Annotated in this window: 14 protein-coding genes; 13 read left to right on the top strand and 1 reads right to left on the bottom strand. The window is 56.2% G+C overall.

Going from position 1 to position 13,289, the window contains the following annotated elements:
* The coding region (locus Q8R39_02030; GenBank protein ID MDP3735186.1) for a hypothetical protein at positions 1 to 182 on the top strand (182 nt) is incomplete at its 5' end.
* Here the strand turns inward: Q8R39_02030 and Q8R39_02035 are convergent.
* Entirely contained in the window at positions 179 to 1,930 is a 1,752-nt protein-coding gene (locus Q8R39_02035) for an ATP-dependent DNA ligase (protein ID MDP3735187.1), read from the bottom strand. The genes Q8R39_02030 and Q8R39_02035 overlap by 4 nt on opposite strands.
* Positions 1,931 to 2,418: 488 nt before the next feature.
* Between Q8R39_02035 and glmS the strand changes: the two genes are divergently transcribed.
* The 12 genes from glmS (at position 2,419) to Q8R39_02095 (ending at position 13,203) form a co-directional block, all read left to right on the top strand.
* Positions 2,419 to 4,344 (top strand): glutamine--fructose-6-phosphate transaminase (isomerizing), encoded by a 1,926-nt coding sequence (gene glmS, locus Q8R39_02040; protein MDP3735188.1) that lies wholly within the window; start codon positions 2,419 to 2,421, stop codon positions 4,342 to 4,344.
* Positions 4,345 to 4,413: 69 nt separating this feature from the next.
* On the top strand, positions 4,414 to 4,668 hold the full coding sequence (locus Q8R39_02045; protein MDP3735189.1) for a hypothetical protein: 255 nt from the start codon (positions 4,414 to 4,416) through the stop codon (positions 4,666 to 4,668).
* 11 nt (positions 4,669 to 4,679) lie between these two features.
* Entirely contained in the window at positions 4,680 to 5,102 is a 423-nt protein-coding gene (locus Q8R39_02050; protein MDP3735190.1) for a hypothetical protein, read from the top strand.
* Between the two features lie 311 nt (positions 5,103 to 5,413).
* Positions 5,414 to 5,899 carry an NUDIX domain-containing protein gene (locus Q8R39_02055; GenBank protein MDP3735191.1) on the top strand — a complete coding sequence of 162 codons (486 nt, stop codon included), beginning with the start codon at positions 5,414 to 5,416 and terminating at the stop codon, positions 5,897 to 5,899.
* A gap of 545 nt (positions 5,900 to 6,444) precedes the next feature.
* Positions 6,445 to 6,879: a division/cell wall cluster transcriptional repressor MraZ gene (gene mraZ, locus Q8R39_02060; protein MDP3735192.1), complete on the top strand. Its 435-nt coding sequence runs from the start codon at positions 6,445 to 6,447 to the stop codon at positions 6,877 to 6,879.
* 180 nt (positions 6,880 to 7,059) lie between these two features.
* A complete protein-coding gene (rsmH, locus tag Q8R39_02065) occupies positions 7,060 to 7,947 on the top strand; it encodes a 16S rRNA (cytosine(1402)-N(4))-methyltransferase RsmH (protein MDP3735193.1) in 888 nt (295 codons plus the stop codon).
* A 132-nt stretch (positions 7,948 to 8,079) separates the two neighbouring features.
* Positions 8,080 to 8,445 carry a hypothetical protein gene (locus tag Q8R39_02070; protein MDP3735194.1) on the top strand — a complete coding sequence of 122 codons (366 nt, stop codon included), beginning with the start codon at positions 8,080 to 8,082 and terminating at the stop codon, positions 8,443 to 8,445.
* Positions 8,446 to 8,544: 99 nt separating this feature from the next.
* A complete protein-coding gene (locus Q8R39_02075; GenBank protein ID MDP3735195.1) occupies positions 8,545 to 10,287 on the top strand; it encodes a penicillin-binding protein 2 in 1,743 nt (580 codons plus the stop codon).
* A gap of 146 nt (positions 10,288 to 10,433) precedes the next feature.
* A complete protein-coding gene (atpC, locus tag Q8R39_02080) occupies positions 10,434 to 10,898 on the top strand; it encodes an ATP synthase F1 subunit epsilon (GenBank protein ID MDP3735196.1) in 465 nt (154 codons plus the stop codon).
* A 98-nt stretch (positions 10,899 to 10,996) separates the two neighbouring features.
* Complete coding sequence (locus Q8R39_02085) at positions 10,997 to 11,443, top strand: hypothetical protein (GenBank protein MDP3735197.1); 447 nt, start codon at positions 10,997 to 10,999, stop codon at positions 11,441 to 11,443.
* A gap of 201 nt (positions 11,444 to 11,644) precedes the next feature.
* Positions 11,645 to 12,187, top strand: coding sequence for an SMC-Scp complex subunit ScpB (locus Q8R39_02090; protein MDP3735198.1), 543 nt, complete (start codon positions 11,645 to 11,647; stop codon positions 12,185 to 12,187).
* A 44-nt stretch (positions 12,188 to 12,231) separates the two neighbouring features.
* Positions 12,232 to 13,203: a HAMP domain-containing sensor histidine kinase gene (locus tag Q8R39_02095; GenBank protein MDP3735199.1), complete on the top strand. Its 972-nt coding sequence runs from the start codon at positions 12,232 to 12,234 to the stop codon at positions 13,201 to 13,203.
* Positions 13,204 to 13,289 lie beyond the last annotated feature (86 nt).

The raw sequence follows: 13,289 nt of genomic DNA on the forward strand, positions 1-13,289 counted from the left end.
ACCCACAAGTTCCAAACAAACTTCAAATTCCAATGCATCAAATTTCAAACACGAATGCCGTGTTTGGAAATTGGATTTTGAGTATTGGAATTTGTTTGGAAATTGTTGGTTGGAAATTGGAGCTTCGTCGTGGTGTGACATCGGAGTCTCGGGTCGGCAATTTCCTGGTTCAAAAGGGCTAGCGTTTTTTTATTTTGCGCGCGCGGCGGTAGAGATTGTAGATTTCCTCGACGGTGGTTGCTTGGGTCGGATTTTTGTCATCGCGGGAGCGGAGGAAGCGGGGGAAGCGGAGCGCAAGGCCGCCTTTTTTTAGTTTCCCGCGTGCGGCGGTGTGGGTGGGGCTTACCGTAAGCTCGGCCGCGGAGACCTCCATCACGAGCATCGGCTCGAACCACACGTCTGGTTTCATCCCCGTTTCGACGAGACGGTGTTTTTCTTTGAGTCGCAGCCGGTTTAGTTTTTTTGTGAGCGCGGCGAGATCGACGTCGGTGAATCCGGTGCCGACTTTCGTGCATGAGTAGTAGCGGCCATCCTCGGGGTCGTAGGCGGCGACGAGAAGCGAGCCGTAGGTGCCGGCGCGCCTGCCGGCACCATAGAGTCCGCCGACGACGACGAGATCAAAGGTGTCAACGAGGGCCTCGGCGTAGTCTTTTTTGAACTTAATCCAGTGCCAGCCGCGCTTGCCCGCCTCGTAGTGACTCGCGGCGTCTTTAATCATGACGCCTTCGGCACCGCGCTCGGTTGCGTCGGCGAAGAAGCTCTCAATTTCCGCAAGCTCTCCTGTCCGCAGCGCGTCAGCATAGGCAATTGCCCCGCCGCTTTTGAATGCTTTTTGAAGTGAGCGCTTGCGCTCGTCGAGCGGCTTCTCGAGAAGCGAGCGGCCGTCGAGATGGAGGAGGTCGAACAGCACATAGCGGATTGGCACGCTCGCGACGTATTTTTCAATATCGTGCTTACGCCGCCGCTGCATCAACACTTGGAAGGGAAGCATGGAGCCGGTTTTTTCATCAATCGCCACGACCTCGCCTTCGACGATCGCATTTTTGCCGCCGAACGTCCCTTTGAGCGCCGCGACGACGTCCGGGAACTGGTGGGTAATGTTTTCGTGTCGTCGTGAAAAAATGACGATGTCGCTCGCGTTGCGGATATGCGCCTGCAGCCGCTCGCCGTCATATTTATACTCGACGAAAACCGCGCCCGGTATGTGCTCTGGAACCTCCTCGAGCTCGGCGACTCGCTCGGCGAGCATCATGCGCACCGGTATGCCAAACTCCGGTCGCGCATGGGAGAGCGACGCGGCGCCGTCTTTGACCGCCCGGTAGGCAACCTCGCCGATGTCCGAAAGTACATTGAAGCCGTGCTCGAGCGTCTTTTTATTTTCGCGCGAGCCGGTTGTTGCGAGCGCGAGCGCGCTGAGGAACGTCATCTCCGCGACGCCGAGACGGAGCGCCCCGAGAACGATGCGCACGAGATACTTTGCTTCCTCGGCGGTTGCTCTTCTGATAAGCGCGGCGAGGGCGTCGAGCTTTTTTTCCTGCGAGCCAGTCCCCGTAAGCAGCGCGAGTCGTCGCAGCTCGGTGAACACTTGCCTGAGGGTGAGCATCGCGTGAGATTGTCGTGGCGCAATCTCCGCGACAACCGAGCCGAGATCACCGGTGCGGCGCAGACGCCGCTCGAGCTCGGGAGAGGGAGTATCGTAGGCAATTGCGATTGCGCGGAGCGCGAGCTTCTCCGCGAGCCCAAGCTCAAGTCCTTCGTAGTCGGGAGCGACGCCGCCGCCGATAAGGTAAGCCGCGATACGCGCATCATCGGCGCTCGCGGTTTTAAAAAAACCAGCGAGAATGTCAATCATCGCGAGGTTCGAGGAGGTTTTCTCGAGCTCGGCGAAGATGTTTGCAAGCGCGCTGAAGTGGAGAGTGGGGTGCGGCATAGGTCAGAAAATAAATCAAGCAAGCGTCATATAGCGTCTTTTCTTTCCGACTGTTCTTCAGCTCACCATAGCACATTTGTATGACGAATTTTATACAAATGGCAAGATACAAGATACGAGCTACAAAATACAAGACAGTACTTTGACAAAAAAATTGTCGATTTTGACCATTCCACGGCTCTGTTAAGCGCTAACAACGTTGTTTGAACACATGGCTTAACAAAACCATTTTTGTATGCGAACGTTGATACGCCTCTGTTGAGCCACGAAATGGTCATTTTTGGTCAATTTTTGTCAAAGTGCTGACAAGATACGCAATACAAGCTACGAAGCACAGACGCACTTGAACATTGGGAGTTCGAGTTTGTTTCGGATGTAAAACGCGATATTGCTTGCTGCAAGCCCGCTACCTTTTTGAGGTCGCGGTTGTTTTTATTATATAGAAGTTGTTGCGATGGGGAATACAACAGTATAAGAGGACAAAGTATATGTGCGGCATTTGTGGTCACATTGGCACGCGCGATTCTGTGAAAGAAATATTGACGGGTTTAGACGTGCTCAGCTACCGCGGCTACGAGTCTGCAGGCATCGGCGTTGAGAAAGACGGGCGGCTGGTACGTGTCCGGAGCGAAGGTACGGTTGACAATCTCGCGCGGAAAGTACGCGGGACAAAAGAGATACGCAGCGCGCATGCTGGTATTGGGCATACTCGCTGGCCGACGCACGGCAAGCCGACCGAGGCGAACGCGCACCCGCATGCGAGCTTGGGTAGTGAGGCGCAGGGCGAGATCGATGTGCTCGTCGTTCATAATGGCATCATCGAGAATTATCGTGCGCTCCGCTTGGCACTGCAGCGCGCCGGCCGCGTCTTTACCTCAGAGACGGATACTGAGGTACTTCCGAATCTTATTGCGCTTGGCTACGAGGGCGATCTGTTTGAGGCAGTACGTCGGGCGCTCCTCGGCAATCCGCAGGATGGTTTTGAGCGAGTGAAGGGCACCTACGCTATTCTCGTGCTCCACCGCAATCATCCGGACGAGATAATCGCTGCCTGCTTCAGCTCGCCGCTTGTCGTCGGCAGCACGAACGGCGAGATGTATGCCGCGAGCGATATCACGGCACTCGGCACCTTCGGCGTGCGCGAAGTCTCGTACCTTGAAGACGAGTATATAGTGCGACTCACGCGCTCGGGTGTCGAGCGGAGCGAGACGATCCACGGCCGCGAAGTCGAGCTGAATCGAGAGACGATCGACTGGTCGTACACGGACGTTTCCTACAAGGGGTACCATGACCCCATGGAGCAGGAGATTTTCACGCAGCCGCGCTCTCTTCAGAACGCGCTCCACGGGAGAATCGACGAGCGAGACGCGACGGCGCGGTTCAACGGTCTTATGCGCAAGCTCGAGAGCGGCGAGACGGTGCTTGAGCGGCTCTCTCGAGCTCGACGCATCATATTCACTGGCTGCGGCACGAGCTACTACGCGGCGCTCTATGCCGAGATGGTCTTCGACAAGTTTCTCGCGGGAACCGGTGTGGTCATCGACGCGATGCTCGCGAGTGAAATGCGCTATGGCAACAAATGCTTTGACCGCGACACCGTGGTCTGGGGTCTGAGCCAGTCGGGGGAAACACAGGAGACAGCGGATGCGTTGCGCTCCGCAGCACTGCAGGGTGCGCTCATCCTCGGCCTCGTGAACGTGCCCGGCACGAAGATCAGCCGCATGACGACGGCGGGGATTTATAATCACGCCGGGCCTGAGATCGGAGTTGCCTCGACGAAAGTGTTTACGAGTCAGTGTTTGATTCTCGCCGCGGTCGCGCTCGAACTCGGACGGCTGAAACGACTCTCACTCGTTGATGGGATGGAGATCATTGAGGGACTGCGCAAAGTGCCGACGGATGTTGGGAAAGTTCTCGCGCACGCGGACGAGATCCGCTCGCTCGCGCGAGAGTTTGTGCGCCATCTGCCACGATACCACAGCGTCCTCTTTATCGGGCGCAAGTATCACTACCCGATGGCGCTCGAGGGAGCGTTGAAGCTGAAGGAAGTCTCTTATGTTCATGCTGAAGGGTGCGCGGCTGGAGAGATGAAGCACGGCTTCATCGCGATGCTTGACAGAAATTTTCCGACCGTCGCGCTCGTTGGCCGGGAGCCGCTCCTTCAGAGCAAGATGTTCTCGAATATCGAGGAGGTGAAGCGCTGTAGCTCACCGCTCATCGTGATCGCCACAGAAGGGAACACGATCGCTGCAGCGCTTGCGGACCATTTGTTCTATACGCCGCAAAACCTCGACTTTCTCGAGCCGATCTATGGCGTCGTCGCAATGCAGCTCTTCGCGCATGCGGTTGCTCGAGCGAAGCGTCTGAATCCCGACAAGCCGCGGCAGCTTGCAAAGTCGGTGACGGTGGAGTAGCTCTCTTCATCCCTGGCTTATCAACAGCCCTCGCCGTTGTTCCTCTGACCCGCGTGCTATACTATCCGCATGAATGACTCGCTCATTCATGCGGATGCTTTCTTTTTTACGACAACCGTAGCGGTGGTGCTGGTCGCACTTGGGCTCCTCGTGGTGCTTTTCTATCTGATTCGCATCATGCGCGACGCCTCGCAGCTTGCGCGGCGTATGCGAGAGGAAGGCGACGCAATCGCCGATGGCGCAGGGCGATTCCGGCGCACCGTGACGCAATTTTTTGTGCGCACGTCGAGGCGTGCGCGCGGTCGAAAGATACATCATCAGTAGGGTTTATTTTTATGCGACATAAAAAAGCAACGAAAAAACACGCTCGGAGCGTGCGGAGGGCAGAGGCCGCGGGAGTAGGCGCCGGGCTCTCTCTTGCCGCAGCCGCGGCAGGGCTCTACTACCTTGCCGGTACGCGGCCGGGAAAAAAGGTGCGCCGCACTGTGACGCACATAGCCGAGGATTTGAAACGAGACGTGAGAGGCCGAGTGCGAAAAGTTGGCATCACGACCGAGCGTGCTTATCACCGTCTCGTTGATGAGGCGGCGGGGGCATACGAGCGGGTGAGCGATATAGATACGCGGGAGCTCCGCGCCGCAGCGCGGAAAGTGAAAGGCGAGTGGCGCGCGCTCAGTCGCGACGTCGGCAGCGCGGTGAAAAAGGCACGCCGTGTCGCGAAGCGCGTCGGGGCGAGTCGCAAGGGGGCACGAAGGTAGCACGGATGTACGCGTTTGATCCCCCTCCGACATTCGATGTCGGAGGGGGGGGGATAACCATGTACTCGTACGGAACGCCCGGCTATTGTTATGGTAGTGCGACGATGCCAGCTTTGGCATCTCGTATCCACAGCATGAGCATGCGTTATGGATATCTTTTCTATAGACAGCAGCATATCTGAATCGTTTCCCGACGATCTCAAGGCGCAGCTGTGGGCACTTTGCCTCGATCGGGGAAACATGATTCAATACCTATCGGCGTGAGGTACAGGAACAGCAATGGAAAATCATTCGGGCGGAAGGAGGTTCCGATGGAGAAGCCTAAAGGCGCAAGCATGTTCTTTATCAACCGAGAGGACAACATCCTGCTCTTTTTACGGGATAAGTATCCTATCGTACCCAAGGATAAATATCCGAATATGTGGGACGTGCTCGGCGGGCACGTTGAGGATGAAAGCCCGCTTGAGTGCATCAGGCGCGAGATGCAGGAAGAGCTCGGGTTGTATATTAGCATGCCGTTGCTGCTCGGTGTTATTGAGTTTCCTGACAGGACGGACCATGTTTTTTGTGAATTCCTGTGGAACGATGATGTGAATCGACTAAACAAAAAACTTACAGAGGGTCAGCGTGTCTGTTGGTTTGGCCTTGATGAGATCCGCAAGATGGATCTGGCCTACGGATGGCAACCCCATGTAATCGCATTTCTTGAACATAAAAAGCGTGTGCGTAGCGCCGATTTTGATCCGTGCTCGCCCGAACAGGCACTCGCCCGCGACCGAGCTTGGGGTTTTAGGTAGTCTTCGATTTACCAACACTCCATACAGTTCTGAACTCTCATGAGAATGGCCCGCAACAGAAGCGCTGTCTCGGCCATCTCTGACGCAGAGCACTCTCAGATACCGCGCACACTTTGCGTGTAAACCCCGATAGTTCGCTGTCGGGGTTTGTCTTTGGTCTACCTTTGATGCATTTTTTAGCATCGACAGGCGGCTGTGTTTTAGCATCGGCGTAGCATTTACGCATTGTGCTGGCGTTCGATAGCGCGCACCCATTCAAAATTTCATGCCCTAGCGAAAGGCGTTTTTGAAATGGCGAGCCGAGTAGCAAAATGCAGCTGTCTGAGGCCGAGCCCCGAGGGGGAGGCCGAGTTCTGCATTTTGCGTCAAGCGAGGCGACACCATTTCTAAACGCCGAAGCTCGAGCATGAAATTTTGAATGGGTAAGCGCCGTTATCCACAGGTTGTCCACTTTTTGTGCACAATGAGGCACTTGCGGTGTGGGATGTGGTGGCATACACTTTCCAATAAGTGGGATACGGTGGGAAGTAATCCCCACTGGTTGTATGTTAATCGGAGAGTATGTGCACACGCTCGATGCGAAAAAGCGGCTGTCACTGCCGGCTAAATTCCGCAAAGAGCTCGGCAAGCACGTAGTCGTTACGAACGGGCTCGACGGGTGTTTATTTATCTATCCCCTTGCCGCATGGGAGGTCGTCAGCAAGAAGTTTGCGGCGCTCTCGATGGGGCAGGCGGATAGGCGCTCTTTGAGCCGCTTCATGCTCGCAGGCGCAGTCGAAGGAGAGATAGATGCGGTCGGGCGTGTGCTCATCCCCGATTTTCTCAAAGAGTTTGCGAAGTTGAAAAACAAAGTGATTGTCGCCGGCGTCTACGACCGTGTCGAGGTGTGGAACGATAAGCTTTGGCAGGAGTACAAGCGGCGGGTGGAAAGACAGGCGGATACGCTCGCTGAAAAGTTGGGAGACGTCGGAGCTTTATAGACGTAAAACCGAGCGTCGAGATTTTAATGGAGCATTACAGTCAAATTTTCAATTTTCAATGCTCAATTTTCAATAAATTTTCAATGTTTCAATGACGGACGACGTTGGCGTCGTGTTTGAAAATTGATTCATTGGAAAATTGATTGAAAATTGAAAATTGTGAATTGAAAATTGGTACGCATGCACATCCCGGTCTTACTGCACGAAGTTCTCCAGTTCCTTTCAATTAAAAAAGGCGAGACGGTTCTCGACGCTACCGCGGGCGGCGGCGGGCACACGAGAGCGCTCTCGGATGCAGTCGGCGCGAAGGGAAAAGTCATTGCGATTGACGCCGACTCGAGCGCGCTCGCGCGGGTGCGCGATGGTCTCCGAGGAGCGGCGTGTCGCGCCGAGTTTATTCACGGAAATTTTCGCGATCTCGGCGAAATGCTTCAGGGTCGCGGCATCAGTGCGATAGACAAAGCGCTCTTTGACCTCGGTCTCTCGAGCGACCAGCTCGAGTATTCGGGGAGAGGGTTTAGCTTTGAGCGCGATGAGCCGCTCTTGATGACGTTTGCGGATCGAACGCCCGAGGGTACGCTCACGGCCTACGAGATCGTCAATAGTTGGGGCGAGGGTGAGCTTGTCGATATCCTGCACGTCTACGGTGAGGAGCGGCGGGCGAGGGGTATTGTGCGGGCAATCGTCGCAGCGCGCAAGATTCGTCCTATTGGAACGACTCGTGAGCTCGTGCGCGTGATTGAGGGTGTTGCGCCGCCGCGAGAGATGGGGCGCATCCATCCGGCGACGAAAACATTCCAGGCGCTGCGTATAGCGGTCAATGATGAGATTGGCGCGCTTGAGGAAGGGCTCGACGCGGCGTTTAAGGCCCTGCGAGCAGGCGGAAGAATGGCGGTCATCTCATTCCACAGCATCGAGGACCGAACAGTCAAGCACTACTTTGCTGACCTCGCGCGATCCGGCAGAGTGAACCTTTTAACAAAAAAACCAATCACGCCGACCGAGACGGAAGTCTCCACCAACCGCCGTTCACGGAGTGCAAAGATGAGGGCGATCGAGAAAGCGTAAAGTGTAAAACGAAAAACGCAAAACAACAACGCAAAACCTAAAACAGAACGAACACAGCAGCCGTTTTGAATTTTGTACTGTTGTTTTTCGCTTTTGCTTTGCATTTTTCGTTGCTGACGTCTGACGTTAGGTATGTCCCATAGATTAACTAGATCAAATCAGTCTCATAGTCGAGTTATCGCACTCGCCTACTCTCGCGCGCTGCCGCTCGGTCTTCTTGTCATACTATGCGGTCTTGCGCTGCTGGCGCTCGCTTCCTATGGGTACTATTTGAATAAGGCCGTCGAGTATGCGTCGTTGCGCGCATCAAGCGAGGAGGAGCGCTCACGGCTCTCTGCGGTGGTCGCCCATCTTGAGGCTAAGCGCGCTCTGCTCGTCGCCTCGCTTACCCTCGATCGTGCCCGCGAGCTCGGCCTTCTCGAGGCCGCATATCCGATCTTCCTCACCCGCGGCGAGGAGAGGACGTTGTCGCTTGCTGCAGGCACTGAAGGATTGTAAGCAAATTTGAGCTTTTAGCTTATAGCTGTTAGCTTTTAGCACGACGTCGGAGCCTCTCAAGAGCTAACAGCTATAAGCTAAAAGCTTGTACACCGTGGTATGGTTGTTCCCCCGAAGCGCTCGGCCCCTGTGAAGGTGAAGTCGCGCAGTACACGTCTCGCAATTCTCTCCACTTCGCTCTGCATTGCCGCGCTTGCGCTCGTCCTCCGGCTCTATATGGTGCAGATCGTGCGCGGCGAAGAATTCGCCGAGCGCGCTGACCGACAGTACGTGCGTCCGCAGTCGCTCTTCGACCGCGGTTCTATTTTTTTTACCGCGCGCGACGGCGAGCGCGTCGCTGCGGCGACGCTTGGAAGCGGGTTTGCTGTTGCGATCTCCCCGGACGCGATCGTCGACCCCGAGGCGACGTTCTTGAAACTCTCGAGCACTCTTCCTGAGCTCTCTCGCGACGAGTTTCTTTCGCGCGCATCACGCCGGGGCGATCCGTACGAGCGCATTGCGGAGAAGCTCACCGAGGGCGAAGCCTCAACGATCCGCGCGATGGAGCTTCCGGGGGTCACGATCGAGCGCGATCGTTGGCGTATATACCCGGGTGGCGCGGGCGCTGCGCATGCGCTGGGCTTTATTGGTTTTGAAGGAGATGAAAGGAAGGGCCGCTACGGACTCGAACGCTACTATGAGGACGTGCTTGGGCGCAGCGAAGGTGCGCTCGCGGTTAACTTTTTTGCCGAACTTTTCGCCGGGGCAGGCACGGCGCTCCGCGGTGCGGAGCATGCGCGTGGCGATCTTGAACTCACCATCGAGCCGTCGGTCGAGGCGGCGCTGGAGAGGGAGCTTGCGGAAGTTACCGCAACGTGGCATACAGCGGGTACTGGCGGGATTATCATGGATCCGAAAACAGGGGCCGTCATGGCGATGGCTGCGGAGCCGACGTTTAATCCCAATGAATTTGCAGAGGCCGATTCTGCTTCATTCGCAAATCCGTTGGTCGAACATGTATTCGAGATGGGCTCAATAATTAAACCCCTGACTCTTGCCGCCGGGCTCGATGCCGGTGTTATAACCCCGGAGAGCACGTACTATGACGCCGGTTCGCTCACGCTCGACACCTGGACGATTTCAAACTTCGACGGCAAGGGGCGCGGCAGAGTCTCGATGCAGACGGTGCTGAACGAGTCTTTGAACACGGGCGCTGCGTATGTCGCCTTGAAGCTCGGCAGTGCCCGCTTTGCCGAGTATTTTCGCCGATACGGCCTCGGCGAGGAAACCGGCATAGACGTGCCGAATGAAACGCGGGGCCTCCTCGGCAACCTCGACAGCCCCCGCTCGATTGAGTACGCGACCGCATCTTTCGGGCAAGGGATCGCGCTCACCCCTATCGGCACCGCACGCGCGCTCGCCTCGCTTGCAAACGGAGGGCTGCTCGTCACGCCTCATGTCGTCGCACGGGTAGCGACAGACCTCGGCGTCGCGCAGAGCGCGCCGGCCGCCCATCCACCCGAGCGCATCCTCTCCGCAAAAGCTGCCGAGGAGATCACGCGCATGCTGGTGAAAGTCGTTGACGAGGCGCTCGTCGGTGGTGCTGCGAGCCTGCCGCACTACTCTATCGCGGCAAAAACAGGCACCGCCCAGATTGCAAATTCAGAGGACGGCGGCTATTATGAAGACAGGTTCCTCCACGCATTTTTTGGCTATTTTCCGGCGTACGATCCGCGTTTCCTCATTTTTTTCTACGCACGGGAGCCGCAGGGCGTACGGTACGCCTCCCAGACGCTCACCACGCCGTTTATGGACCTTGCGAGATTTCTGATCGGGTATTATGAAATAGCGCCGGACCGCTAATTTTGAGCTTTTAGCTTGTAGCTGTTAGCTTTTAGACCGTTTGTTTCGATAAATTTTCGCAAACCTGTGTCATTTTGGTATATACAACGCTTGCATAACGTCAAGCTGCTGCTGCGATGTTATCCACAGCGGCGTTATTTGCGCCTATGCCTCTCCACATAAAAATCATTACCCCCGAGCGCGTGGTGCTTGAGGAAGATGTTGACTCGCTTTCGCTTCCGACGCCGGATGGCGAGATCACCGTGCTGCCGAACCATCGGCCGCTTGTGTCTCTGCTTGCGACCGGAGCGATGACGTTGCGGAAAGGCGGAGAAGAATCACACCTTGCCTCTTCCGGCGGCTTTGTCGAGATTCTGCCGGACTCCGAAGTACGCATCCTCGCCGACTCTGCAGAGCGCGCCGAGGAACTTGCGCTCGAGAAGGTGGAGGAAGCGCGGGTACGTGCCGAGGAGGCGCTCCAAGGCAAGCGGTTCGCCGACGAGGGTGGCCACGCGGCGCTCCTCGGGTCCCTCGAGCGCGAGCTCGCGCGGCTCAAAGTGCTGCGGCGATCTGCGAGAGTTCGTAGACAGCAGCACGAAGACATGCATACGGGAGGATCAGTGCAGGAATAAGAAATTGTCTGGAATCCGTTTTTATCCACATGTCATTAACGAATAGAATTTGCAATAACCATGCGACCGCATTGTTATTGCAAATCTCTTAAAACCACATGGCGCAACATTACACCTGTCCTGCCGTCGTTTTTCTCTGTATTGATTGGCGTCTCCATCCGGACGCCGATAATTATTTTCGCGAGAAATTCGGGAGCTTTGATCCGCCGACGACCGCGGGCGGCATCAAAGATTTTTTTGCCGAGGACGGAGGCGAAGGCTACCTTGTGAGCCAGCTCGTAAAGTCAATCCTGCTCCACGACCCGGAGGAGATCGTGCTCACGATCCACACGGACTGCGGCGCTTATGGCGGCTCCAAGGCATTCGACTCGCGCGAGGATGAGCTTGCGCACCATCGCCGTGAGCTTGCGCGCACCGCGGCGCTCATTCTAGAGAAGTACCCGGCGAAGCACATCTCAACGTACATCCTCGACCTCGCCCCAGCCGAGAGTGGCTGGCACACCAGGGCGATTCCGGTTACGACGGAGATGCCCGCATCCATTTAGCACGAGAGTGTTAGCAGCTTCTCTTTGATTCAGTTATACCGTCGCAGTCTTCGCTCTCGCGGACACCACGCGGTTTGGCATGAAAACGATTACGACGTAGTAGTCCGTCCGTCATGCCGCAGAGCTTGCTTGGCGGTTCGTGATTTTGGAAATTGTCTTCCAAATTGGAGCTTTGGAACTTGGAAATTCGACTTTTGCCCCATGCCTTTTCTCGAAACACACATTGAAGCCATACTATTTTACGTTACCGAACCCATGTCGGTCGGCGAGTTAGCATGCCTGTTTGCATGTACGACTGCGGAGATAGAAATAGCGCTCACGGCGCTCGATGCCGCGCTTGCGGAGCGTGGAGTGCGGTTGGTGCGAATCGGCGAGAGCGTCGAGCTCCGCGCCGCGAGAGAGGCTGCGCCGCTCATTGAGAAACTCCGGCAGGACGAACTCTCGCGCGAGCTCTCGCGCGCTTCGCTTGAAACGCTCGCGGTCGTACTCTACCAGGGCCCGGTGACGCGATCCGAGATCGAGTATATCCGCGGCGTGCAGTCGCAGAGCTCAATCCGGTTGCTCGCGGGCCGCGGGCTCATTCAAAAAATATCGGAGTATGGGAGCAAACGCGGCACCTTCTATCGCGCGACCACCGAGGCGCTGGCGCATGTTGGGTTGAGTAGGGTAGAGGAGTTGCCCGACTACGAGAAGACGCAGGCAGTATTAAAGCAAAACGGGCGTGAAGAAGTGCAGGCATTTTAAATTCGACATTGCGTCTCATTGAGATGCCACAGTATACTGGCGCTATGCGTAAAAGCCTTGCCCAACTCAATCTTCCGCGCTACTGCAGCGAGCTCGGTGTGCCGCTTGCGTCCTGCCCGCCGTTTCTTTTTATCATCATGGGCGTCGTGGTTATCGGCGCGATACTCGGTACGTACGCGGTGGCGCAGCGGTACGCAGAACCCGAGATTGCGGTGCTCATCATGCTTGCGCTCGCCGCGTTTCTGTTTGTCGTCGGGTACCTTATCATTGGCGCGTTTGAAAAATTGGCCGATTCGCGAGCGCGCGAGCGTCGTCAGGCCACCGAACTTCTCACGCTGAAGGATCAATTTGTGTTCCTCGCTGCCCACGAGCTCCGCGCACCGGCAACGGCAATCAAATGGGCGGTTGAATCCCTCGAGACCAACACACCAGAACTGGTCTCCAAAAATAAAGAGGAAATCCGACTGATTGTGCAAAATACGATGCGCCTCTTGGGCCTCGTGCATGATATTCTCGAGACTGCGCGGCTCGAGAGTCAGGCGCTGCGCATTTCTCTCCAGCCGACGCAACTCGGTGATATTATAGAGCAGGCGACCTCTTCAGTGCGTAATCTTGCTCAGGCACATGGAGTTACCGTTGTCTCCCGGTTGGAGGGGAATGTACCGCGTGTCAGTGCGGACCCCCTGCGACTTGGCGCGGTGTTCACCAATCTTCTTTCGAACGCGATTAAGTTTAGCGAACGCGGCAGCGAGGTTGAGATTACGGCGCTCACGAGTGAGAAGACCGTCGCCGTGGACGTCGTTGACCACGGGGTGGGTATCGCGAAGGACGACCAACCACACATTTTTGAAAAATTTTGGCATGGCGTCGGAACGATCGTATCGGTGGAACACAGCGGCCTTGGCCTTTTTATCACGAAACAGCTCGTCCAACTTATGGGGGGTTCGATACGATTCGCCTCGGAGCAGGGCGAAGGTTCGACGTTCACCGTTGAGCTCAAGCGCGCGGAGGGGTGAGTTGAGAGAGTAGAAAGTGGAGGGTGAAAAGTAGAACGCGCTGCCCCGCTACTTTTTGGTAGCGGGGCAGATGTGTAAAGATTTAT

It is taken from the genome of bacterium (assembly GCA_030697645.1).
In the GTDB taxonomy this organism is placed as follows: Bacteria; Patescibacteriota; Minisyncoccia; order Phycocordibacterales; family VMGT01; genus JAUYPI01.